The 21689-nt window shown below is 61.7% G+C and carries 19 protein-coding genes and 1 pseudogene; 17 read left to right on the top strand and 3 right to left on the bottom strand.

Annotation, left to right across the window (positions count from 1 at the left end; translation table 11 throughout):
• Window positions 1–362: 362 nt before the first annotated feature.
• Window positions 363–809 carry an Lrp/AsnC family transcriptional regulator gene (locus tag FFS60_RS14925; RefSeq protein ID WP_028630100.1) on the bottom strand — a complete coding sequence of 149 codons (447 nt, stop codon included), beginning with the start codon at window positions 807–809 and terminating at the stop codon, window positions 363–365.
• A 133-nt stretch (window positions 810–942) separates the two neighbouring features.
• Between FFS60_RS14925 and FFS60_RS14920 the strand changes: the two genes are divergently transcribed.
• The 7 genes from FFS60_RS14920 to FFS60_RS14890 all read left to right on the top strand — a co-directional run bounded on the left by FFS60_RS14920 (window position 943) and on the right by FFS60_RS14890 (window position 6714).
• Window positions 943–1560, top strand: a complete 618-nt coding sequence (locus tag FFS60_RS14920; protein ID WP_137822393.1) for a LysE family translocator — start codon at window positions 943–945, stop codon at window positions 1558–1560.
• A 236-nt stretch (window positions 1561–1796) separates the two neighbouring features.
• Window positions 1797–2870, top strand: coding sequence for a polyamine ABC transporter substrate-binding protein (locus tag FFS60_RS14915; RefSeq protein WP_256658093.1), 1074 nt, complete (start codon window positions 1797–1799; stop codon window positions 2868–2870).
• 442 nt (window positions 2871–3312) lie between these two features.
• Window positions 3313–4467, top strand: a complete 1155-nt coding sequence (locus tag FFS60_RS14910; protein WP_137822391.1) for an amine dehydrogenase large subunit — start codon at window positions 3313–3315, stop codon at window positions 4465–4467.
• 12 nt (window positions 4468–4479) lie between these two features.
• Window positions 4480–5019 carry a MauE/DoxX family redox-associated membrane protein gene (locus FFS60_RS14905; RefSeq protein WP_028630096.1) on the top strand — a complete coding sequence of 180 codons (540 nt, stop codon included), beginning with the start codon at window positions 4480–4482 and terminating at the stop codon, window positions 5017–5019.
• A 3-nt stretch (window positions 5020–5022) separates the two neighbouring features.
• On the top strand, window positions 5023–5634 hold the full coding sequence (gene mauD / locus FFS60_RS14900; protein ID WP_028630095.1) for a methylamine dehydrogenase accessory protein MauD: 612 nt from the start codon (window positions 5023–5025) through the stop codon (window positions 5632–5634).
• Window positions 5635–5649: 15 nt separating this feature from the next.
• Window positions 5650–6171, top strand: coding sequence for a methylamine dehydrogenase light chain (locus FFS60_RS14895; RefSeq protein WP_028630094.1), 522 nt, complete (start codon window positions 5650–5652; stop codon window positions 6169–6171).
• Between the two features lie 15 nt (window positions 6172–6186).
• Window positions 6187–6714, top strand: coding sequence for a cytochrome C (locus tag FFS60_RS14890; protein ID WP_137822390.1), 528 nt, complete (start codon window positions 6187–6189; stop codon window positions 6712–6714).
• Window positions 6715–7008: 294 nt separating this feature from the next.
• Here FFS60_RS14890 and FFS60_RS14885 read toward each other — a convergent pair.
• Window positions 7009–7149 (bottom strand): annotated as a pseudogene (locus FFS60_RS14885) (integrase); the annotation flags it as partial.
• Between the two features lie 293 nt (window positions 7150–7442).
• On the opposite strand from FFS60_RS14885, the gene FFS60_RS14880 reads away from it, so the two are divergent.
• The 9 genes from FFS60_RS14880 to FFS60_RS14840 all read left to right on the top strand — a co-directional run bounded on the left by FFS60_RS14880 (window position 7443) and on the right by FFS60_RS14840 (window position 18596).
• Window positions 7443–9095, top strand: a complete 1653-nt coding sequence (locus FFS60_RS14880) for an SIR2 family protein (RefSeq protein WP_137822389.1) — start codon at window positions 7443–7445, stop codon at window positions 9093–9095.
• Window positions 9096–9344: 249 nt separating this feature from the next.
• Entirely contained in the window at window positions 9345–10550 is a 1206-nt protein-coding gene (locus tag FFS60_RS14875; RefSeq protein ID WP_137822388.1) for an ABC-three component system protein, read from the top strand.
• Window positions 10547–11053, top strand: coding sequence for a three component ABC system middle component (locus tag FFS60_RS14870; protein WP_137822387.1), 507 nt, complete (start codon window positions 10547–10549; stop codon window positions 11051–11053). Before FFS60_RS14875 ends, FFS60_RS14870 begins: the two co-directional genes overlap by 4 nt.
• A complete protein-coding gene (locus FFS60_RS14865; RefSeq protein ID WP_137822386.1) occupies window positions 11037–13034 on the top strand; it encodes a DUF3732 domain-containing protein in 1998 nt (665 codons plus the stop codon). Before FFS60_RS14870 ends, FFS60_RS14865 begins: the two co-directional genes overlap by 17 nt.
• Window positions 13035–13461: 427 nt before the next feature.
• A complete protein-coding gene (locus tag FFS60_RS14860) occupies window positions 13462–13929 on the top strand; it encodes a BRO family protein (RefSeq protein WP_137822385.1) in 468 nt (155 codons plus the stop codon).
• A complete protein-coding gene (locus FFS60_RS14855; protein WP_137822384.1) occupies window positions 13926–14183 on the top strand; it encodes a hypothetical protein in 258 nt (85 codons plus the stop codon). The genes FFS60_RS14860 and FFS60_RS14855 overlap by 4 nt, the downstream gene beginning before the upstream one ends.
• A gap of 318 nt (window positions 14184–14501) precedes the next feature.
• On the top strand, window positions 14502–16049 hold the full coding sequence (locus FFS60_RS14850; RefSeq protein ID WP_137822383.1) for an AMP-binding protein: 1548 nt from the start codon (window positions 14502–14504) through the stop codon (window positions 16047–16049).
• Between the two features lie 13 nt (window positions 16050–16062).
• A complete protein-coding gene (locus FFS60_RS14845; RefSeq protein ID WP_137822382.1) occupies window positions 16063–17226 on the top strand; it encodes an acyl-CoA dehydrogenase family protein in 1164 nt (387 codons plus the stop codon).
• A gap of 71 nt (window positions 17227–17297) precedes the next feature.
• Window positions 17298–18596, top strand: a complete 1299-nt coding sequence (locus FFS60_RS14840; RefSeq protein ID WP_137822381.1) for an MFS transporter — start codon at window positions 17298–17300, stop codon at window positions 18594–18596.
• Here the strand turns inward: FFS60_RS14840 and FFS60_RS14835 are convergent.
• Window positions 18560–19531 (bottom strand): LysR family transcriptional regulator, encoded by a 972-nt coding sequence (locus FFS60_RS14835; RefSeq protein WP_137822380.1) that lies wholly within the window; start codon window positions 19529–19531, stop codon window positions 18560–18562. The two genes, FFS60_RS14840 and FFS60_RS14835, sit on opposite strands and share 37 nt — an antisense overlap.
• A gap of 307 nt (window positions 19532–19838) precedes the next feature.
• On the opposite strand from FFS60_RS14835, the gene FFS60_RS14830 reads away from it, so the two are divergent.
• On the top strand, window positions 19839–21689 hold the full coding sequence (locus FFS60_RS14830) for a DUF1302 domain-containing protein (protein ID WP_137822379.1): 1851 nt from the start codon (window positions 19839–19841) through the stop codon (window positions 21687–21689).

Here is a 21689-nt window from a genome sequence, read left to right as displayed (position 1 = left end):
GGACGGCAAAACGGGAGGCATTCTAAACAAACTCGGAATGGGCAGTGAGACCGTATGGCAGATTGCCGCCATTCGAGCCAAGAAGATGGATTGCTCCATCTTTGGGGGCGAGTTCATTGGCCAACCGGGCCGCAGGTCCGGGCTTCATGACCGGGGGGGCAGCTTCGCCGCCCTTGGCGATTGAAATGGCTATGTCTGCAATACGTGTTGCAGGCAGCTGCATTGCTCGTAGGAGCTGGCTTGCCAGCGAATGGCCCCGTTTCGCTGGCAAGCCAGCTCCTACAAGGTTCTTGGACCGATGGCAAATCTCTCGCAACAGCCAACGCAGACATAGCCATTGAAATCGCCCCTACACGGTTTTGTCACCCATCCGGCGGTTCTACTCCGCGTAGGGGAATGGGTGCCGACATCACGATGGAGGTTCGGGTTTCGCCGAAGTGGTTGATGCTGCCGACGAACCGTTCCAGGTGGCGGATATCGCGGGTGACCACGCGCAGGATGAAAGAGTCCTGCCCGGTGACGTGCAGGCACTCCAGCACTTCAGGCATTTGCTGCAGCTGGGCGATCAGCCGCGCCTTTTGCGGCTGCGGAGTGGTCATGCCGATCAGCGCCATGACCGAGTAGCCCGCCTTCTCCGCCGAAACCGCAGCGCGGTAGGCCTCGATCACGCCGGCCTCTTCCAGGCGCTTGAGGCGCTCGGAGGTGGCCGGCAGAGACAGCGCTACCCGCGAGGCCAGGTCGGTCAGGGAAATACGCCCCTCGCGCTGCACGACTTGCAGGATTTTCCAGGACTTTGCGTCAAGCTCCATATTTTTCAGGCCTCCCCACCTCATCTCGTTAAATATTCAAGCGATCCGACGAAACTACCGTAGTTCCTGCATTCAAGCTCCAGGCAGTGCAGCGCAGAATATTCGCCATGTCCACTGCCTCCGGAGCCTGCGCATGGAAGCCCTGCTGTTTCTCAAGTCCGTCCTGATCGGCCTGTCCATCGCCGCCCCGGTTGGTCCCATCGGGTTGCTGTGCATCCAGCGCACCCTGGGCCACGGCGCGCGCATTGGCTTCATCAGCGGCCTGGGCGCGGCCGCGGCGGATGCCTGCTACGGCGCGCTGGGGGCCTTCGGCATTGGCGCCATCACCCGCGTCTTCGTCGTGCTCTCCACGCCACTCGCCCTCGCTGGCGCCCTGTTCCTGGCCTGGATGGGCCTGAAGATGCTGCGCGCCGCACCACCCAAGCGCGCCGCCAGCGCAGGCGACCCGGCCCGCGCACTGCCGGCCTTCGCCTCGGTGTTCGTGCTGACCCTCAGCAACCCGCTGACCATCCTTTCCTTCATCGCCATCTTCGCCACGCTGTCCGGCGGCGAGGCCCTTTCCGGAGCGGATGGCCTGGTCATGGTGCTGGGGGTGTTCTTCGGCTCCGCCCTCTGGTGGCTGGCCTTGAGCCTTGGCGTCTCCACGATTCGCCATCGGCTGGGCGTGGGCGCCATGCAATGGATCGACCGCACCGCCGGGGTCTTTCTGCTGGGCTTCGCTGCCTGGCAACTGGTGCGGGTGATCGTGTAGGGGTTCGTTTGAACTCACTTGGGTAGCCCGGTGCCATCGGCCGTTACGCCCGGTAATCCCCGCTTCCCCTCGCGCCCAGTCTTTTTGGGGTTTTATCGATGTATATCGGCCTTCCCACCTACATGGCGCGGCATTTGCTTACAGAATTGCGACCTGAACGGATAGATATCGATTTAGGCCCAACTCAGCTCACCCAAAGGTTGCCGCAATTGATCAAACACACACTCCCCCGCCTTCTGGGCGCCGCCTTGTGCGGCCTGCTCGCCACCCATTCCCTGGCCGAAGAGCGCACCCTGCGTGTCTACAACTGGTTCGACTACATCACCCCGCAGACCCTGGACACCTTCAAGAAGGAGAACGGCGCCAAGCTGATCTACGACATCTTCGACACCAACGAGGCCCTGGAAGCCAAGCTGCTCACCGGCAATTCGGGTTATGACGTGGTGGTGCCGTCCAACGTCTTCCTCGCCAAGCAGATCGAGGCAGGCGTGTTCCAACCGCTCGACCGCAGCAAGCTGCCCAACTGGAACCACCTGGACCCGCAGCTGATGAAGCTGATCGAGGCCAACGACCCGGGCAACCGCTTCGCCGTGCCTTACATGTACGGAACGGTGCTGATCGGCTTCAACCCGACCAAGGTCAAGGCGGCCCTGGGCGAGAACGCCCCGGTGGACAGCTGGGACCTGATCTTCAAGGAAGAGAACATCGCCAAGCTCAAGCAGTGCGGCGTCGCCCTGCTGGACTCGCCGTCGGAGATCCTGCCCATCGCCCTGCACTACCTGGGCCTGCCGCCCAACAGCAACGAGCCGAAGGACTACGACAAGGCCGGCGCGCTGCTGCAGAAGATCCGCCCCAACGTCGCCTACTTCCACTCCTCCAAATACATGGCCGATATCGCCAACGGTGACATCTGCGTGGCCGTGGGCTACTCCGGCAGCTTCTCCCAGGCGGCCAACCGCGCCAAGGAAGCCGGCAACGGGGTGGTGGTGGACATGCGCCTGCCCAAGGAAGGCGCACCGGTATGGTTCGACATGCTGGCCATTCCCAAGGGCGCGCAGAACCCCGAGGACGCCCATGCGTTCATCAACTACCTGCTACAGCCCCAGGTGATCGCCCCGGTCAGTGACTTCGTCGGTTACCCGAACCCGAACAAGGACGCCACCGCCCTGGTCAGCCCGGAAATCCGCAACAACCCCAACCTCTACCCCACCGCCGAAGCCCAGGCCACGCTCTTCACCCTGATACCGCTGGAGCGCAACGCCGAACGCGCCCGCACCCGTGCCTGGACGAAGTTGAAGTCGGGGACCTGACGGCCTCGCGGCTCTTGTAGGGGTGAATTCAATCGCGACGCCTGCGTTAGCGGTTGCAAGAGATTGACCCTCGGGCCTAGAGACTTGTAGGAGCTGGCTTGCCAGCGAAACGCCGCCATTCGCTGGCAAGCCAGCTCCTACGGGCAATGCAGCTGCCTACAACACGTAATGCAGACAGAGCCATTTCAAGCGCCAAGGGCAGCGCAGCTGCCCCCCCGATGCAATTCCACCACTCATTCCCCCTGCCTGAGCTTCCCCCCGCCGGGTCTATGCTTTCTGTCGCGTTCTCCAAAGCGTTGGCAGCCTGCCAAAAGAAGTGGCACAGGCACACAAGGGGTTGGCACGGGCAACAAGCTCCCCGCCGGCAGCCAGAGGCAGACTAGGACTGCAGATTTCTGCCCTGCACCCGCGATAAAGACCAATAATTCAGGGAGCCGCCCCTATGCGAATAACCAGGATCCTCGCCCAATCAACGCTGGCCCTGGGCGTCTCGCTCATCGGCCTCGGCAACGCAAGTGCCGAGCTGCCCGCTGATCCAGGCATCGGCCAGACCACTTTGCCCTTCCCACCGGAACCGCACCGCGCCTACATCGTCGACGTGGAGTTCGAGAACTTCGTCGCCGGCCGCGTGACCGTGGTCGACCCCGAGAAGAAAAAGATGCTCGGCATGGTAAGCACCGGCTTTGCCGCGCCCTCCACCCTGAGCCGCGACGGCAAGCTGCTGTACACCGCCGACCTGTTCTACTCCCGTGGTACCCGCGGCACCCGCACCGACGTACTCACCGCCTGGGACACCAGCAACCTGTCGCCGTCCTGGGAAGTACTGATCCCCACCAAGCGCGCCGAAACCCTGACCCAGCGCTACGCCCTGGGCACCAGCGCCGATGACCGCTTCGTCTACGTCTACAACTTCACCCCGTCCACCTCGGTGACCGTGGTCGATACCAAGGCGAAAGCCGTCGCGACCGAGATCGCCATTCCCGGCTGCGTGCTCAACTACCCGGTGGGCAAGCGCTCCTTCGCCTCCCTGTGTGGCGACGGCAACCTGCAACTGGTGACGCTGAACGACGAAGGCAAGGAAATCTCCCGTACCCACACCGCCTTCTTCGACCCGAACGCCGAGAAGCTGGTGGAGCGCGCCTACGCCGTGGGTGACACCTACTACTTCGTCACCACCACCGGCACCGTGCGCGGCGTGGATTTCTCCGGCAAGTCGCCGAAAATCCTCGAGGCCTGGGAACTGGTCAGCGATGCCGCCGAGAAGAAAGCCGGCTGGGCACCGGGCGGCTGGCAACTGATCACCGTCGCGCCCAAGCTGAACCGCCTCTACGTGTTGATGCATGACGCCCATGAGCCGATGAAGTGGGAAGACCCGAGCCCCTTCGTCTGGGTCTACGACCTCAAGACCCAGAAGCAAATCGGCACCCTGGAAGCACCCAACCCGATCTGGAGCCTGCACGCCACCAGCGATGACCAGCCCCTGCTGCTGGGCACCAACATCAGCGGCGGCCTGGAAGTCTTCGACCTGAAGAGCGGCAAGCACACCGGCACCATGGAACGCATCGCCAAGACGCCGATCCAGGTCCTCAGCCACTGACGAGGTGCAGCCATGCAACCTGATCCTATCTTCGTCATCGCCGCCGCCGTTGCGGTTGCGGTGATCCTGGCCAGCGCAGCGACCCACAAGCTGCGTGCGCCGGCGCGCTTCGCCAACCAGGTGGAGGATTACCAGTTGCTGCCGCGCGGCCTGGTACGCCCGGTAGCACGGGTACTGCCCTTCATCGAAGTGGCCGTGGCCTTCGCCCTGCTGGTACCCGCCAGCCGCCCGGTTGCCGCATGGGTCGCCGCCGCCCTGCTGGCCGGTTACGCCGGGGCCATCGCGATCAACCTGTGGCGCGGCCGCCGCGACATCGACTGCGGTTGCGCTGGCCCCGAACAGGCCCAGCCGATCCGTCCGGTGCTGCTGGCCCGCAACGCCGTACTGGTGGGCCTGGCGCTGATCGCCAGCCTCGCCCCCCTCAGCCGCGAGCTGGGCGTTTTCGACAGCTTCGTCGTGATCGCCTCCAGCGCCGTGGCCCTGCTCATCTATGCCGCTGCCGATGGCCTGATGGCCAACGCTCCCCGTCTGCTCAAACTTATTGGAAGGTGAATTATGGAAGCCCTGATCGTTTCCAACGTCCTGCTCTGGTGCCTCTTGATTGCCCTGGCCTTCGCCGTGATGGGCCTGGTTCGCCAGATCGGCGTACTCCACGGCCGCCTGGCCCCGGCCGGCGCGCTGATGGTCGACAAAGGCGTGGCCGTCAACGAACCCGCCCCCAAGGTCACCGCCGCCGACCGTAACGGCCGCCCGGTCAACTTCGGCTATGCCGGCGAGAAAGCCCAACTGCTGTTCTTCCTCTCGCCCACCTGCCCGATCTGCAAATCCCTGCTGCCGGCCATCAAGTCCATCGCCAAGGACCAGGCCGACCGCCTCGACGTGATCTACGTCAGCGACGGCGACATGGATGCCCAGAAGGCGCTGATCGCCGAGCACAAGCTGGAAGACGCCACCTACGTAGTCGGCCCGGAAGTGGGCATGACCTACCAGATCGGCAAGCTCCCCTACGCCGCACTGATCGACAACGCCGGCGTGCTGCGCTCCAAGGGCCTGGTGAACTCCCGCGAGCACCTCGACAGCCTGTTCGAAGCCGAGCACCTGGGCAGCGCCACCCTGCAGCAGTACCTGCACAACCACTCGCACGCCCACGGCGCACACAACCACTGAGGAAGGGAGCTCTCCATGAAACTGCTAGACCGCCTGTTCGAGCGCTCCACGCGCCACGTCGCTGACACCACTTCGCGACGCAAACTCCTCGCCCGCCTGGGCTCGCTGATGGTCGCCGGCGCCGCCCTGCCGGTGCTGCTGCCCATCGACCGCACCAGCAAGGCCCTGGCCGCCGAAGCCCCGAAAGCCGGCGATCCGGGTGACCCCAACAGCTGCGACTACTGGCGCTACTGCTCCATCGACGGCTTCCTGTGCAGCTGCTGCGGCGGCTCGGTGACCTCCTGCCCGCCCGGCACCGAGGCCTCCCAGGTGACCTGGATCGGCACTTGCCGTAACCCGGCCGACAACAAGGACTACATCATTTCCTACAACGACTGCTGTGGTAAGCACAGCTGCGCCCAGTGCGCCTGCACCCGCAACGACAGCGAAGAGCCGATGTACCGTCCGTTCAACAACAACGACGTGAACTGGTGCCTGGCAGCTAAATCGCACATCTACCACTGCACCGTCTCCATCATCCGCGGCGTCGCCATCTGACTCCGGAGGGCCGCCATGCGTTACCTGTTGATTGCTGGACTGATGTGCGCCATGGCGGCCCCGCTGGCCCTGGCCCGCGCCATTCCAGACCCGAACCAGAAACACGCACCGGGCAACGAAGAGCTGCAAAAGCCCATCGCCCAGGCGGGCTACAGCACCCCGGTGAACTACCAACTGCAATGCGCCGGCTGCCACCTGGGCGACGGCACCGGCTCAAAGGCCAACGACACGCCGAAGATGAAGGACTTCGTCGGCAACTTCCTCAAGGTAGAAGGCGGTCGTGAGTTCCTGGTGCGAGTGCCGGGCATGTCCCAGTCGGCGCTGAACAACGCCCAACTGGCCGACCTGCTCAACTGGCTGATGCGCAAGGACGGCATGGCCGGCACGAGCGTGCCGGACAACTACCAGCCCTACACCGAGGCCGAAGTGGCCGCAGTCCGCAAAGTCGCCCTGCTCAACCTGCCCGAAACCCGCGCAGGCCTGATCAAACAGATGCGCGAACAAGGCATCGCCATCGACGACGGCATGGACGACGCCTACTGAGTTTTATGCTGGACGGCTTGTGCCCGCCTTCATGGCGGGCTTTTTTTGCGCGCGAGAAAAAGCGACGTAGGTTGGTGCGGGCGGCGTTCCGCTAGAGCGAAGCGAAACCCAACGGACGGCCCCGCAAGCGGTGTCGGTTTGGACGGCCAAAGCACAACGTTGTCGGTTTCCCGGCTTTGAAGTGCGTAGGTGGGGGATGTAGTGGTGCTGTCGGCCAGAAGCATTCGCTCGCCGAAGCCCGCTGCCACTCCTCTCCAGTCGTTCGTAGATATCTACAAAGCCAGGGCCGATTCAGAGAGCCAGATCCCTTGCTCTCTCCGCAATTTGAAGTCTCACCCGGATCGCCCAGATATCTCGTAGACGGAGCGGGGCTTTTTGCCCAACCAGTTTTCCTTTGTTCCAGGCTTGGCGGCTACAGATAGCAATGGTGTTCATGGTTTGCCCTCCACGTGAGGGAGGACAAGGATCGCCAGTCATGACACAGGGCGCTAACCGGCCAGAAGCGGTCCATGGCAATAGACTGGCGCCGTGGGAATCAAGTAGTGTTTCCTGTGAGTTTGCTGCCGAAGCTTTTCAAGCAGCCTCGGCTTGTCCCCATGTCGCATTTCTCCCTGAGGCTGTTGCACATCCCGCGACCATCCTCAAGCTGAACAAGGACTTATCAAGCGACAAGGAACGTTATCCGGCAGCAATGTCGCCTAATAGTAGTTAGATCGCAAGGAACCCCTGTGCCGGACTACCTTGGTCACTTTCCAGAGCCATTTCTCGAAGACATGGTTCAAGGTCGCTGCCTCCCATTTGTCGGGGCGGGCTTCTCGCTTAATGCCAAAATCCCCAAGGGCAAGAAGATGCTCGATTGGGACGGATTGGGGAAGAAAGTGGCAGCAGCGCTGCCCGAATACCAGTACACATCAGCAGTTGAGGCACTATCCGCCTACTCGCATGAGTTCACTCGGGTGAAGCTAGTCGAACTACTTTCGTCGGCGCTACTCATCACGACGATCCAGCCAGCAAAGACGCACGAAGAGTTCTGCAGGCTTCCCTTTGAACGCGTGGTGACGACCAATTTCGACTTTCTGCTAGAGCAGGCGTACGCACGAATCAGCAAGTACTGCATTCCTCTAATCTCAGAGGATCAACTCGCGGTAGGTGACTCTCAAGCTGGGGTCAGGCTGCTTAAGCTCCACGGCGACCTCCACCACCCAAATCGCCTGGTCGTTACAGAGGAGGACTACGACGCGTTCCTCACGAGCCTCCCCTTGCTTGCTACTCACCTCTCAAGCCTCCTGATAGATCACACCGCGCTCTTCATCGGCTACAGCCTCGATGACCCTGACTTCCGACAGATTTGGCAAGTGGTCAAGGATCGACTGGGGGCACTTCGGCGACCAGCTTACGTGCTCCAAGTTGGAGCACCTGCGCATACCGTAGCGCGTTATGAGCGCCGAGGTGTGAAGGTCATCAATCTTCCGAAGACACCAAATCGGTCGTACGGAGAAATCCTGGAGATCGTCTTCCGAGAGCTTCTGGAGTACTGGTCCTCTAAGATCATCTCTCTTAGTACGGCCACGGAACCAGAGCCGCAAGCCGAGCTGTCGCTTCCATCAAGCGCCCAGAGTCGCCTCGCGTTCTTCTCTGTCCCAACTCGGTATGCTGCAGTCTACAAGGCTCGCATATACCCGATTGCCGAGCGATACGGCTTCAGCCCAATCATGGCTACCGATGTGGCCACCCCGGGCGACAATCTCATGGCCAAGGTGTACGCGCTCATTGAGCGTTCTGCCATCGTATTTGCCGACCTAAGCTCGCCAAACACCATGCTGGAAGTAGGTATGGCTCTCTCTAAAGAGGGCATGGCCAAACCTCTGATCTTGATTACCGAAGATCAGGCGACCGTGCCTTTTGATATCGCTAGCCACCAAGTCATAAGACGCCCTCGGTCGCTGGACGAGGAGTCTCCTACCTTCATTAAGGCAATTGAGGCTGCGTTTGCCGAAGCATTCTCTCGAATTTCCCCATCCCTAGAAGATGAGCCAAATCGACTCCTTCAAAAGAAGGAGTACCGCGCAGCGGTCTTAGCTGCCTTCTCACTTCTCGAGCACGATCTTCGACAACTGCTCGAGCTCTCTGGTCTTGACAGCTTTGCCTCTCGATCAAGCCTCGGAATGCTGCTCGAATACGCGAAAAAGGAAGAGGTCTTTACCGTCAAGGAATATCAGCGCATTCGGGCCCATATGATCGTCCGAAACCGAATCGCTCACACTCGCGTTGAAGTCTCGGCCGCGCAAGCTAAGACTATCGTCCGCGAAATCGCGGGCGCGACGGCAAAGCTCCGAGATGCGAATCTAACCCGTCGGTCCAGCGTACCCACAACGGCATAGCCTTTGTGGGCCGCATACCTCCAAAGTTAGGCGATGGCCGCTCCTGGCCGTTCATTGCCGGTCTTGACCGGCAAAAATCGACCCTTTGCAGCCACTCGAGGTATCTACCAAACAAAGGGCGATTTAGCACCCTCAAAGTTATGGCCAAATGACATCTTCGCCGGTACATTCCTGTACCCGTTGCTCCGTGGAAAGAGGAATGGGGGCTCGGCCCCGCCGTTAAATGGGTATGGACTGAGAGATAGAAGGATGAAGGATCCAGATGCTAGCTCCAGCGCAGCGGGGTATGGCTACCAGTACGAACGCGCGCTGTACCGCATCTTCACAGCACCCAACGCGCAGACCAGGTTCGGCATTGAAACGGCTGATGATGTTGAAGAGGTCAGCCAGACAGAGACAGGTTCTCGGCGTGTGTCAGAGCAAGCGAAGCTCTCTGTGCAACCTCGCAAAAACCCACTGCAAGACAGCAGTAGAAACCTGTGGAAGACACTCCGCATCTGGTTGAGCGGGTTAGCGGCTGCTCGAAAAGAGTATGAGGAATTGCAGTTTCTCCTCGTCACGAACCGCGTGCTTAAGAAAGGCACGCTGGCTATGCGGCTTTCTGATGCCCTTTCAAAGCAAGATGTGGCAGACGCGGTCATTGCGCTTCGAACGCATGCCGGTGGCATGACAGGCAAGCCTGGCGAGATCGCTCGGGATGTCATCGCCTACTCGGACGCCGACTTGGCATTTCTGATCGAGCACATGTCCATTGAGGACGGCCAGCTCAATGCCCAGATGAAGCAGCGTGTGATCGCTTCTCTCCACCTCCCGGAGGACGCGGTGGCGAATGCTGAGGACATCTACCATGGTCTGGTCGGTTTCCTGTTCGACCGTTGCCAAGAGACCTGGGTAGCCCGAAAGCCTTTCTGGACGACCGCTCAGCCTTACTACAACAAGCGCCAAACGCTCGTTGAAGCGTTCATGAATGGCCCTTGGGAACCTTTGCCCTTCGAGAAAACCGAGTTCGCAGAGTGGGCTGAGAAAATCGACCCTGCGGACATGCTGTTCGTGGAACAGCTCAACAAAATCAACATGCCGAAAGACCTGCTGATGAAGCAATTCGGCTTCTACTGTGCCGCCTACTCTGAGCGCATCCGCCTTCTGGAATCAGGTGCAGTTCTGGCCAAGGACTTTGATGTAGCTGAGCGTGTGCTCAGTGATCGCTGGGAGGCGATCAACGACCGCCACCAGTTGGACAATATGACGTCGCTAGATGACTACGGCACTGCTGATTACAGATCTGTGATGACAAAAACCTTGTTTCCAGAAACCTTTCCCATGAAGGTTGGACGGGTGAACTCCACGGCTCAGTACCTGTTCAGCGGCACCTATCACAGGATGGCCAACGCCGATGGAACACACTCGCCCATCCATTGGCACCGTGACGCACCGACCTCGGAGGATGAGTCATGAGTGAGGTGTATCTGGATCATCAATTGATCCACAACTCTTCATTGGCCTGCTTTCTCCTGACGCACTTCATAGGCGAATACCAAGAGGCAGGGCTCGGGCAAACCCCGGATCTACCGAAACTGATGTTGGTGCTGCCGCTGGTGTGGAATCAGCGCTCACGCGACGCGTTGAGCAAGCGCACCAGCCGCTCCACCTTGGGTGCAGTGCTCAGGGAGACCCCGGTGTTGAAAATTGATCTGCAGCGAAGGGTGTCCGCTCATGCGGCTACCACCCTACAAGGGCTCAATCTCGCCGTCTCTTCGCGTCTGGTTGGAAAGATCGGCCCCAAGGGAAGTGAGACCAGCTTCCAAGTCCTGGTCGATCCTTGGCCACGAGGCATCAAGAGCACCATCCCCGCGGCCATGCTGCAGACCACTGAGAAACTGGCGAAGTGGTTTGCCACCGACACGACAGAGAACCTGTACAAGCTCTTGTTTGGGATTCCCAATGAAATTCACGATTGACGCAGTCATCCTCTGGCCTCGCTGTCCTGGCTTGGAGCCACGAGTCATTCCCTTTCAAGACGGGAAGATCAACATCATTTATGGGCTGAGCGGCACCGGCAAGTCGTCAATTGTCCACATCATTGACTATGTGCTGGGCGCGACCAAGTGCCAGATTCCAATCGGTATAATCCGCGACACAGTCGAGTGGTTCGGGATGAAAATCCGCCTTCTCGATACCACCTACGTCGTAGCGCGACGCACTCCAGGAAACTCCCAAGGCTCCAACGAGCTTTGCATGCTGGAGGTCGACGATGAACAGATCCCGGACTCCGTTTACCGTACCCACTCCTTGGGGCAGTACAAAGCCGCCTTTGATGGCATGGTTCGGGTCAGTGATCTCCCCCACTCCGATGATGAGGAGCCGTCCAGCTTCGATCGCCGCAGCTCCTACCGCGACATGGCGGCGTTCAACTTCCTGCCTCAGCACATCGTGGCAAACCCCAACACCCTGTTCTTCAAAACCGACTCGTTTGCTCACAAGGAGCGCCTGACGCGAGCCATGCCCTACGCGCTCGGTATGGTGGATGCAAACTACATCATGAATGAACGGCGTCGGGATGAAGCGCAGCGCGAGCAGGATCGGCTGCGTAAGCAGCTAGCAGTCCACGATGCGGCCAAGGCGAGCCACTACGCTGACGTCGACCAACTGTTTGATCGCTGCATTCAGCTGGGCTTGCTTGAACGCACAAGCCCCCAGGGCGCTCAGAAAGTCGAACTGCTTAAAAAGGTCGTCATCGCTACCCATGAAGGGCGGCTTGAGCAGACACTCCTGGAACCTCAACGACTGCATATCTCAGAAAAGCTGAAGGTGGTCATCGAGGAAGTTGGGAAGCAACAACGTATCGTTGACGAACTTGATGCCCAGATCGATGGCTTTGACCACCTGGCGCGTAACAGCAAGCAATTCGTCGCAGCGATTGATACTGAGAAGTCCCATGTCATTGGGCTCGACTGGCTCAAGCAGAGCGTCTCTGATGGTGGGCACTGTGTGGCCTGCGGCTCATTCACCAACGCCTTGCCTATGGTGATCGAGAACCTGGAAGAGAAAGTCAACAAGGTTACCCGGATTTCGGACGCGCTCAAGGACAACCCCGTCGTCGACAAGCAACTGGCAACGCTGAAACGGCAGCGCGCCAAAGAGGAGCGTGAGCTGTCGCGTTTGATGCGGGAGCAGGCGCGCTTGATCCAAGAGGATGAGCGTACCCGAAATGCCATTGGCCAGATCTACTATGTGGCGGGTGAGATCAGCAGACTGATCAAGCAACTGGATGGCTCTGAAGCGGATGAAGGTCTGAAGAAGCGCATGACCGAGCTGGAAAGCCTGATTCGGCATTACAACTTCCAGATGTCGTTGACCGACATGGCTGAGCAAGAGCGCAAGGTGGATGCCCAGTTAGCCCCGATGTTCGAGGGCTATGCGGATCAGTTCGGCTTGAACGGAACGCCTGGCGCTGAGATTTATCTGGACAGGAAAGAGCTCACGCTTCGTTTCGATTCTCACGGCCAGCGGGATTACCTCTGGGAAATCGGCAGTGGTGCGAACTGGATGGGTTATCACATCGCGACGTTCCTCGGGATCCATGAATACTTGTCGAAGGAAGAGAATCGCAGGCTCCCGCCTTTCAGCTTCATCGTGATCGACCAGCCGAGCCAGGTCTATTTCCCAAGCAATACCGGTGGCATCAACGCACTGGATGCGGGTTTCGAAGCGGTGAATCAAGCCCGGCCAGCGGATGTCGTTGCCACGCGCCGAATCTTCGAAGTCTTGGCTGAAGGCCTCAAGCGTGCAGGCCATTTCATTCAGATCATTGTCCTTGAACATGCTGGCCCGGACATCTGGGGACAGGTCGCTGACACCGTGCCCGTAGCGGCGTGGCAGAGCAAGGACGACGGACTCATCCCTGCCCACTGGATCCACCGTCACAATGACTTAGCGTAAGTACACGTGGCCAGTTGTGTTGCTCGGGCACAACTGGCTTAGGTGTTAATCAGATTGGAAAAGGGGACAGATTTATTTACTGGGCAACAGTCCGCTTCTGGCCGATAGCAGCCCCTTCCGTATCCCCTTGCCCTCCCCCTCCTCTATCCCTATCCTGCCCCGGCCACGGTCAATCCCGTGGCCGGGTTTGACAGCCTGTTAGCTAGGCGCGATTGCGCCACAAGGTGCATGCGAAAAACGGCGGACGTTTTTTGCAGGCCTCCACGCGTATGCAGTTTTTGAACTGCACTGCTCTATGGCGGATCGCGCGGGGAGGCCCTCGGGTCTGCCGGGTCCTAGCTCCGGTCTGTCAACCCCGCGTGGTCCGTCACCCTTCGACTGACAGCGGACGGTGACGACTCCAAGGACTAGAGCTAGGAGCTTCACCATGCACGACGCATACACCCCCATCCTTTTCCATCACCACACCCACCGCCTGCGCGCCGTGATGATCGACAACCAGCCCTGGTTCGTCGCCCATGACTTTGCCCAGTTGATGGGTGTTCGCAATGCCCGTCGCTTGCTCCATGCCCTGGAGCGTTTTGAAAGGCGCACCGTTTTGCTGGCGAGCGCCAGCGGCCTTCATGAAGAAGTGGAAGCCATCAGCGATGCCGGGGCCTACAAGGCGCTGTTTCGCTTCGCGCGACCCGCGCATGCCGAGATCAGTCGCTGGCTGAGCGAGGTGCTGGTGCCGACGCTGCACGACTATCACCGTGACCCAAGTGCCGAGCCGCGACGGGCTTTTATCAGTTGGGCCAACCGGCAGGTGGGTGTGGTGCGTTGGCAGCGGGAGCTGTGGGTGGCCTGGCGGGATTTGCCGGCATTCATTGCGGACGGCGTGGAGGTGTCGCCATGAGTGCTTCCCATGAAGAGCGCCGGGTCCGGCAGTTGGTGCAGCGGTTGGAGGCGCGGCTGCATACCACTCAGGTAATTGCCGAGGTGTTGATGGATAACGCGGCACTGCGCGACGGCGATCCGGGGCCTTACCTCAACGAGTACCGGGAAGGCGCCCTCCTGGATGCGGTGATTCACTTGTCCCGCAGTAGCCACGAGGATTTCTGCCAACTGGTGGAGATGGTGAAGTTGCCGATTGGGCGGCGTGTGCTGTGACGTGAGGGCTCGGTGTTGTGGGGGTTGTTTCTTCGCGACTGAAGTCGCCTCCACAGGACCGGGCCCAACGTTCGAGCGAGGATTGATTTCCCTCACCCCTGCCCTCTCCCAAAGGGAGAGGGGGTTGGCCGTGCGCTGCAGGTGATTGGGTACGGCGTCCGGGGCAACTGAAATCGCCGCCACAGGAAAGTTGGGCGAATTCACCGCGTTGTTGCAGCTATTCCATATCGCTATGGCCTGCATCGTACTGTTGTATTAGTTGCCGCGAAGTTCGCTTGGCTAGCATCGGCGCAGTTGTCCTGCCGATGAGAACAATAAATGAACTTAGGAAAGATCATCAGTCGAAGTGCCCTGTACTGGCCCGACTACGAGGCGGTTGTCGATAGCCGGCAACGGATCACTTTCGCGCAGCTGGAGGCCCGCACCAATCGTCTTGCCTCCGGGCTCCAGGCCCTGGAGCTGACCCGAGGCGCCCATGTGGCGATTCTGGCGCTGAACCGGGTGGAGCTGGTGGAAGCGGAGATCGCCTTCTACAAGTCCGGCATGGTCAAGGTGCCGATCAACGCCCGCCTCTCCCTGGACGAAATCCTCCAGGTCCTTGACGACTCCCACAGCCAGGCGGTGCTGGCCGACGGCCGCTTCGCCGCTGCCCTCCACGCCCGTCGCAGTGAAGTGCCGCGCCTGCGCTGGATCATCTCCCTCGACGACGAAGCTGGCGACGCCCGCTATCCGGACGTGCTGGAACGTGGCAGCGAGGCCCCGGTGCACTGTGATCCAGACGACGATGACCTGGCGGTGCTGCACTACACCTCTGGTAGCTCCGGCGTACTCAAGGCCGCCATGCTCAGTTTCGGCAACCGCAAGGCGCTGATCCGCAAGAGCATCGCCAGCCCTACCCGGCGTGCTGCCCCGGGCGATGTGATGGCCCATGTGGGCCCCATCACTCATGCCAGTGGCATGCAGATCATGCCGTTGCTGGCCGTGGGCGCCTGCAACCTGCTCCTGGAGCGCTACGACGACCATCTGCTGCTGGAAACCATCCAGCGCGAGCGGGTCACCCGTTTGTTCCTGGTGCCGGCCATGATCAACCGCCTGGTGAACGTCCCGGAGGTGGAGCGTTTCGACCTCTCCAGCCTGCGCCTGGTGATGTACGGCGCCGCCCCCATGGCTCCTGCCCTGGTGAAGCGCGCCATCGACGTATTCGGGCCGATCCTGGCGCAGGGCTACGGTGCGGGCGAGACGTGCTCCCTGGTGACGGTGCTGACCGAACAGGACCACCTGATCGAGGGCGACGACCAGCGCCGCCTGGCCTCCTGCGGCCGCTGCTATTTCGAGACCACCCTGCGGGTGGTGAACGATGCCTTCGAGGACGTAGGCCCCGGCGAGATCGGCGAAATCGTGGTCAAGGGCCCGGACATCATGAAGGGCTACTGGCAGGCGCCGGAGCTGACCGCCGAGGTCATGCGCGACGGCTATTACCTCACCGGCGACCTGGCCACGGTGGACGAGCGCGGCTACGTGTTCATCGTTGACCGCAAGAAGGAAATGATCATTTCCGGCGGTTTCAACATCTACCCCACCGAAGTGGAACAAGTGCTCTACAGCCTGCCCCAGGTGTTCGAGGCGGCCGTGGTGGGCGTACCGGACGAGCAATGGGGCGAGGCAGTCCGCGCGGTGGTGGTCCTGAAACCGGGCGAGAGCCTGAGCGCCGAAGCCATCATCGAGTATTGCGGGCGTTCCCTGGCGGGTTTCAAGAAGCCCCGCGCGGTGGATTTCGTCAAGGAACTGCCGAAGAACCCCAACGGCAAGGTCGTGCGCCGCCTGATCCGCGAAGCGTACTGGCAGAACAGCGAACGACGTATCTAAGGGAGACAGGCAAATGCTCAAACCAAGCGAGAAGGCCAGTCGCGTTATCGACGGCATCAACACATTTGTCCGCGACGAACTCGACCCGCTGGTGCAGCGGGAAGGTATCACCTGGGGCCAACCGGTCGCCCGGCCCCTGCTGCGGGATATCTGGAAGCGCTCCTGCGAGTTGGGTTTCTACAACGCCCTGCTACCGGAAAACCTGGGCGGCGCCGGACTCAGCATTGCCGAACTCTGTGCAGTGAAGGAGGCGGCGGTGCTGACCGGCTCGCCCCTCGCCCCGCACATACTGGGCGAACTCTCCGGGCCACCCCGTATCGGCCACTTGTTCCGGGTCGCCAGCGACTTCCAGGTGGACGCCTTCCTGAAGCCGGTGTGCCGGGCGGATAAGGCCGTGTGCTTTGCCCTGACCGAGGCGGAAGCCGGTTCCGACGCCACCGCCATCCGTACCGAAGCCCGCCGCGAGGGTGACCATTACGTACTCAACGGCGCCAAGCGCTACATCTCCGGCGCTTCCTACGCCGACATCGCCGTGCTGCTGGCGGTGACTGAGCCGGGGCGCGGCCCCCAGGGCATTTCGGCATTTTTCGTCGACCTCACTGCCGACGGGGTTCAGGTGGACAGCGACTACTCGGTGATGTCCGGTGGCGGCGCCCACGGCAACATCCTGCTGGAAAACGTCCGCGTCCCCGTGGAGAACCGCATCGGTGACGAAGGCGCTGGCTTCAAGCTGGCCATGGGGCGCATCACGCTGAACCGCCTGCTGCACTGCCCAACCATGCTCGGCATGGCGGGCCTGGCCCTGAACCTGTCAATGGACCACGCCCGCACGCGCAAGCAGTTCGGCCAGCCCATTGCGCTGTTCCAGTCCATCAGCCACATGCTCGCCGACATGGCCACCGAGCTCCATGCGGCACGCAGCATGATGTTCGCCACCGCCCTCAGCAACGACGCCGGCGGCGATATCAAGGTCGAGGCATCGATGTGCAAGCTGTACGCCTCGGAAACCGCCTTCCGCATCGCCGACCGTGCGGTGCAGATCCACGGCGGTTCGGGGCTTGTTGCGGGCCATCCCGTCGAGTGGCTGTTCCGCGCGACGCGCATGATGCGCATCCTGACCGGCACCAGTGAGATCCAGCGCAACACCATCGCCAAGGGTATTCTGATGCCCGGTTGAAGCGCCCTGCAGTACCCGTCTGGCCGGGGAAGCCGGACGGGGTCGTCTACAACTACAACAAGAGCATCCCCATGAACCGAGACAACACTGCCTTCCGCCCTGCCAGCGCCTGGACCATTGCGGTCCTGCTGGCCTTCATGATGCTGGTCAATTTCCTCGACAAGGTGGTGATCGGCCTGGTCGCCGTGCCGATGACGGAGGAGCTGGGCCTGACCCCCACTGAATTCGGCCTGATCGGCGGAGCCCTGCATTGGCTCTTCGCCGTCTCCGCTGTGGTCGGCGGTTTTCTCGCCAACCGCCGGCCTACCCGCACCCTGTTGCTGGGCATGGGGCTTTTCTGGGCGCTGATCCAGCTGCCCATGCTGTTCGCCAGTTCCCTCTGGATGATCGTCGCCTGCCGTGTGCTGCTGGGCATCGGTGAAGGCCCCGCCTCCCCGGTGGCGACCCACGCCCTGTACAAGTGGTTTCCCGATGATCGCCGCAGCCTGCCAGTCGCGCTGTTGCACTCCGGTAGCGCCATGGGCCTGCTGGTGGCCGGCGCCATGATCCCCTGGATCAGCCTGCACTACGGCTGGCGCACCAACTTCGCCGTGCTGGCAGCCATTGGCCTGGTCTGGTGCGCCCTCTGGTTGCTGCTGGGCCGGGAAGGCACCCTCGACAACCTGCGCGCCGGCCAGGTGACCCCGGATACCCACCGCGTGCCCTACCGCCGCCTGCTGACCGATGGCAGCGTGCTGGGCAACTACGCCTGCCACTTCGCTGCCAACTGGTCCCTGGCGCTGACCCTGACCTGGGTGCCGAGCTACCTGGAAGTGGGCCTGGGTATCGACCCGCTGAACACCGGCCGCATGTTCGTCCTCTTCGTGGTGGTGACCACACCGCTCAGCCTGTTCATGGCCTGGCTGTCCCAGCGCCTGCTGCATCGCGGCGTGCCGTCACGCCTGGCTCGTGGCGCTTTCGTCTCGGGCTGCCTGATCGTCGCCGGGCTGTTCTCCGCGTCGCTGATCCTCCAGGAGCTTTCGGTCACCACGCGCATCATCACCCTGACCCTGAGCGGCGGCCTGGCACTGGTGATGTACTCGGTGGGGCCGGCGATGCTGGCGGAGTTCACGCCCAGCAGCCAGCGCGGCGGCATCCTCGCCATCGGCAATGCGGTGGCCTCGCTGGCCGGGCTCTCGGCCCCTGTGGTCACCGGCCTGCTGGTGCATGGCGCCGGTGCCGGGCATCCGCAGGGCTACGCCCAGGGCTTCCTGGTGTGCGGCGGCGTGCTGATCGTGGCGGGCCTGATCGGCCTGGTGACGATGAACCCGCAGCGCTCCCGCGAGCGACTGGCTCAGGACGACTCGCCCGCGCTCGGCTCCAGGGCCTGAGCCTCCTCCTCGTCGACGCGCTCGATCAGGCTGCCGCGCCAGCGGCCTTCCCGCACCGCATCCAGCAGGATCGTGCGCACCAGGTCCCGCATGCAGGACGCGGCGAAGGACAGCGGCTTGTGGATCGAGTGGGCGATGGACACGGTGCGGGTGATGCGCGGTTCCACCACCATCCGCGCGCCAGTCGGTTCGAATAGCTCCACGAGCGGCGGCCAGTTGCAGATGGTCGCCGCCAACCCACTGCGGACCAGGCTGGCAATCCCCGGGGCTGACTGCTGTTCGTAGGCCACGTTGAGCACCACCCCCGCCTCCATCGCCGCCTGCTCGATGCGTCGCCGCAGGTGCAAGGCACGCGGCGCCACCACCAGCCGCGTGGCGGCCGCCTCGGCCAGGGTGATGGGGGTGTTCTTCTCGGCCTCGCTGGCCGGCCCCACCCAATACAGGTCCTCGCTGAAGATGGGTTCGGCGGCTACGTGCTCCAGCTCCTCGGCATTGGGCACCACGCCGAAGTCCACCTTGCCCAGCTCGATGGCCTGGCCGCCCTCGCGGGTGAGGCCGTCGCACACCGTCAGGGTGATGCTGGGGAACTTCTCCGCCGCCCGCGAGATGATCTCCGGCAGCAGCAATGCCGAGGCGGTAGCAGGAATGGAAACGGACACATGCCCCTTGGGATCACCGCGCGTCGAGGTCAGTTCGTCCTTCACCGAATCCAGCTTCTGCACTACCGAACGCGCCACCTCGTAGAGGCGCCGGCCGGCATCGGTCAGGGCTACGCCATCGTGCTGGCGCTCCAGCAGCTGTATTTCCAGCTCGCTTTCCAGCAGACCGATCTGCCGGCTCAGGGCCGGCTGCGCGATGAAGGAGCGGCGCGCGGCGGCGGAGAAGCTTCCTGCCTCGGCGATGGCGATCAGGTAGCGGAGCTGCTTGAGGGTCATAGGGGTCTCGCTGGCTATGCCGAAGTGATATGGCAACTATCGGAAGACACTATTTGTCGGGGTTCCGGGGCGCCCCTAGTATCGCTTAAACATCCGACAGAAGGGAGTATCCGCAACTTCACCCAACTACGCAGAACAATAAGTAAAAGGCAACCAGAGCCAACTTCCCACCTCGATATCCATTCTGCCGAATAGTGTCGATTCGTCGCTCAAGCGGCCGGGATTCCTATTGCCTGGATATACCCGAACTTGTTGTGCCTGCGCCTGAAACTTGGTTCTCACTCGAAAACAAAGAGGATAATGAGTGATGAGATTCAATATGCGCGGCATTATTCGTCCGCCTTTTCTCCTATTGCCGCTGAGTTGCCTTGTCAGTCATGCACTGGCAGCCGATTTCCAGATCGGCGAGATCGAGGGCCAACTGGATTCCTCGCTCTCCATCGGCACCAGCATCTCTACCGCCAACCCCGATCCGAAGCAGCTCAATAGCGCCACCGGCGACGACGGCAGGCGCAACTTCCGCTCGGGCGACGCCTTCTCCGGCATCTTCAAAGGCACCCATGACCTGCAGTTGAGCCACGGTGACGTCGGCGTCTTCGTGCGGGGCAGCTACTGGTACGACTACGTCCTGCGGGACCAGGACCAGCGTTTCAAGAATGTGGAAGACAACAACCGCAAGCGCTCGGCGAAGACTGCGGGCACCGAGTTGCTGGACGCCTTCGTCTACTACAACTACGCCATCGCCGATCAACCGGGCTCGGCGCGCCTGGGCAAGCAGGTGGTGAACTGGGGCGAAAGCACGTTCATCCAGGGTGGTATGAACGTGGTCAACCCTTTCAATCTTTCGGCCTTGCGCCGTCCGGGTTCGGAGGTGAAGGAAGGCCTTGTTCCGGTAAACATGTTCTACGTGTCGCAGAACCTGACTGATGCGATCTCCGGGGACTTCTTCTACCAGCTGGATTGGGAACAGACCCAGCTGGACAACTGCGGCACCTTCTTCTCCAGCAACGATTTCCTCGCCGATGGCTGCGACGGCCTCGACGTGGGCAACGTGCTCACCGGCAACCCGGCGGCAGTGGCTGGCCTTACCCCGTTCGGCGTCAACCTCACTGACGAGGGCATCCGTATTCCCCGTGCCGGCGATGAAGATGCCCGCAACGGTGGTCAGTGGGGGATGTCCCTGCGCTGGTTCGCCGCCAACCTGGACACGGAATTCGGCGCCTATATCGCCAACTACCACAGCCGCGTGCCCTACATGGGCACCATCAGCAGCCCCTACTACACCAACACCAGCTTCGCCCCGCAGCTGTGCGCCAACCTCGGCGTGCCCCTGGCCAACTGCGGTGCCTTCCTTCGCAGCGCCAACGGCCAGAGTCTGGCCGGTGCCCTGCGCCTGGGTACCTCCCAGTACCTGGCCCAGTACCCGGAAGACATCCGCCTGTATGGCCTGTCGTTCTCCACCAACCTCAGCACCGGTACCGCGCTACAGGGTGAGATCAGCTACCGGCCGAACATGCCGATCCAGCTCAACGGTACAGACGTCATCCAATCGCTGCTGAACAACGCCGCACGCTCGCCCCTGGTGGCCGAAGACATCCGCCCCAACGCGGACAGCACGCTGTTCAACGGCTACCGACGCAAGGAAGTCACCCAGGCGCAGGTCACCGCCACCCACTCTTTCGCCCAGGTACTGGGGGCCGATCAACTGGTGGTGGTGGGCGAAGCGGGAGCCACCTGGGTCGGCGGCCTGGAAGGCATCTTCGGTCCGCGCTATGGCCGCAGCGGCACCTATGGCAGCGGCATCCTCGCCAGCGGCGCCTGTGCGGGTACCTCGAAAACGCCAGAGCACTGTAACGACCAGGGCTTTCTCACGCGCTTCTCCTGGGGTTACCGGGTGCGCACCAACCTGAGCTACCCCAACGCCATCGCCGGTATCGACCTGCGCCCCAACCTCTCCTGGCAGCACGATGTGGACGGCAACGGCCCCGGCGAAGGCTCGGCCTTCAGTGAAGGTTCCAAGGCCATCAGCGTCGGCCTCGACGCCTCCCTCAATAACACCTACAGCGCCAGCCTGGCATACACCGACTTCATCGACGGCGACTACGGCACCCGTGGTGACCGCGATTACCTGTCCATCAGCCTGGGCGTCAATTTCTAA

It is taken from the genome of Pseudomonas sp. D(2018) (genome assembly GCF_005502555.1).
Taxonomy (GTDB): domain Bacteria; phylum Pseudomonadota; class Gammaproteobacteria; order Pseudomonadales; family Pseudomonadaceae; genus Metapseudomonas; species Metapseudomonas resinovorans.
Note: the sequence above shows the minus strand (reverse complement) of the source record. Positions and strands in the feature narration are given on the sequence as shown.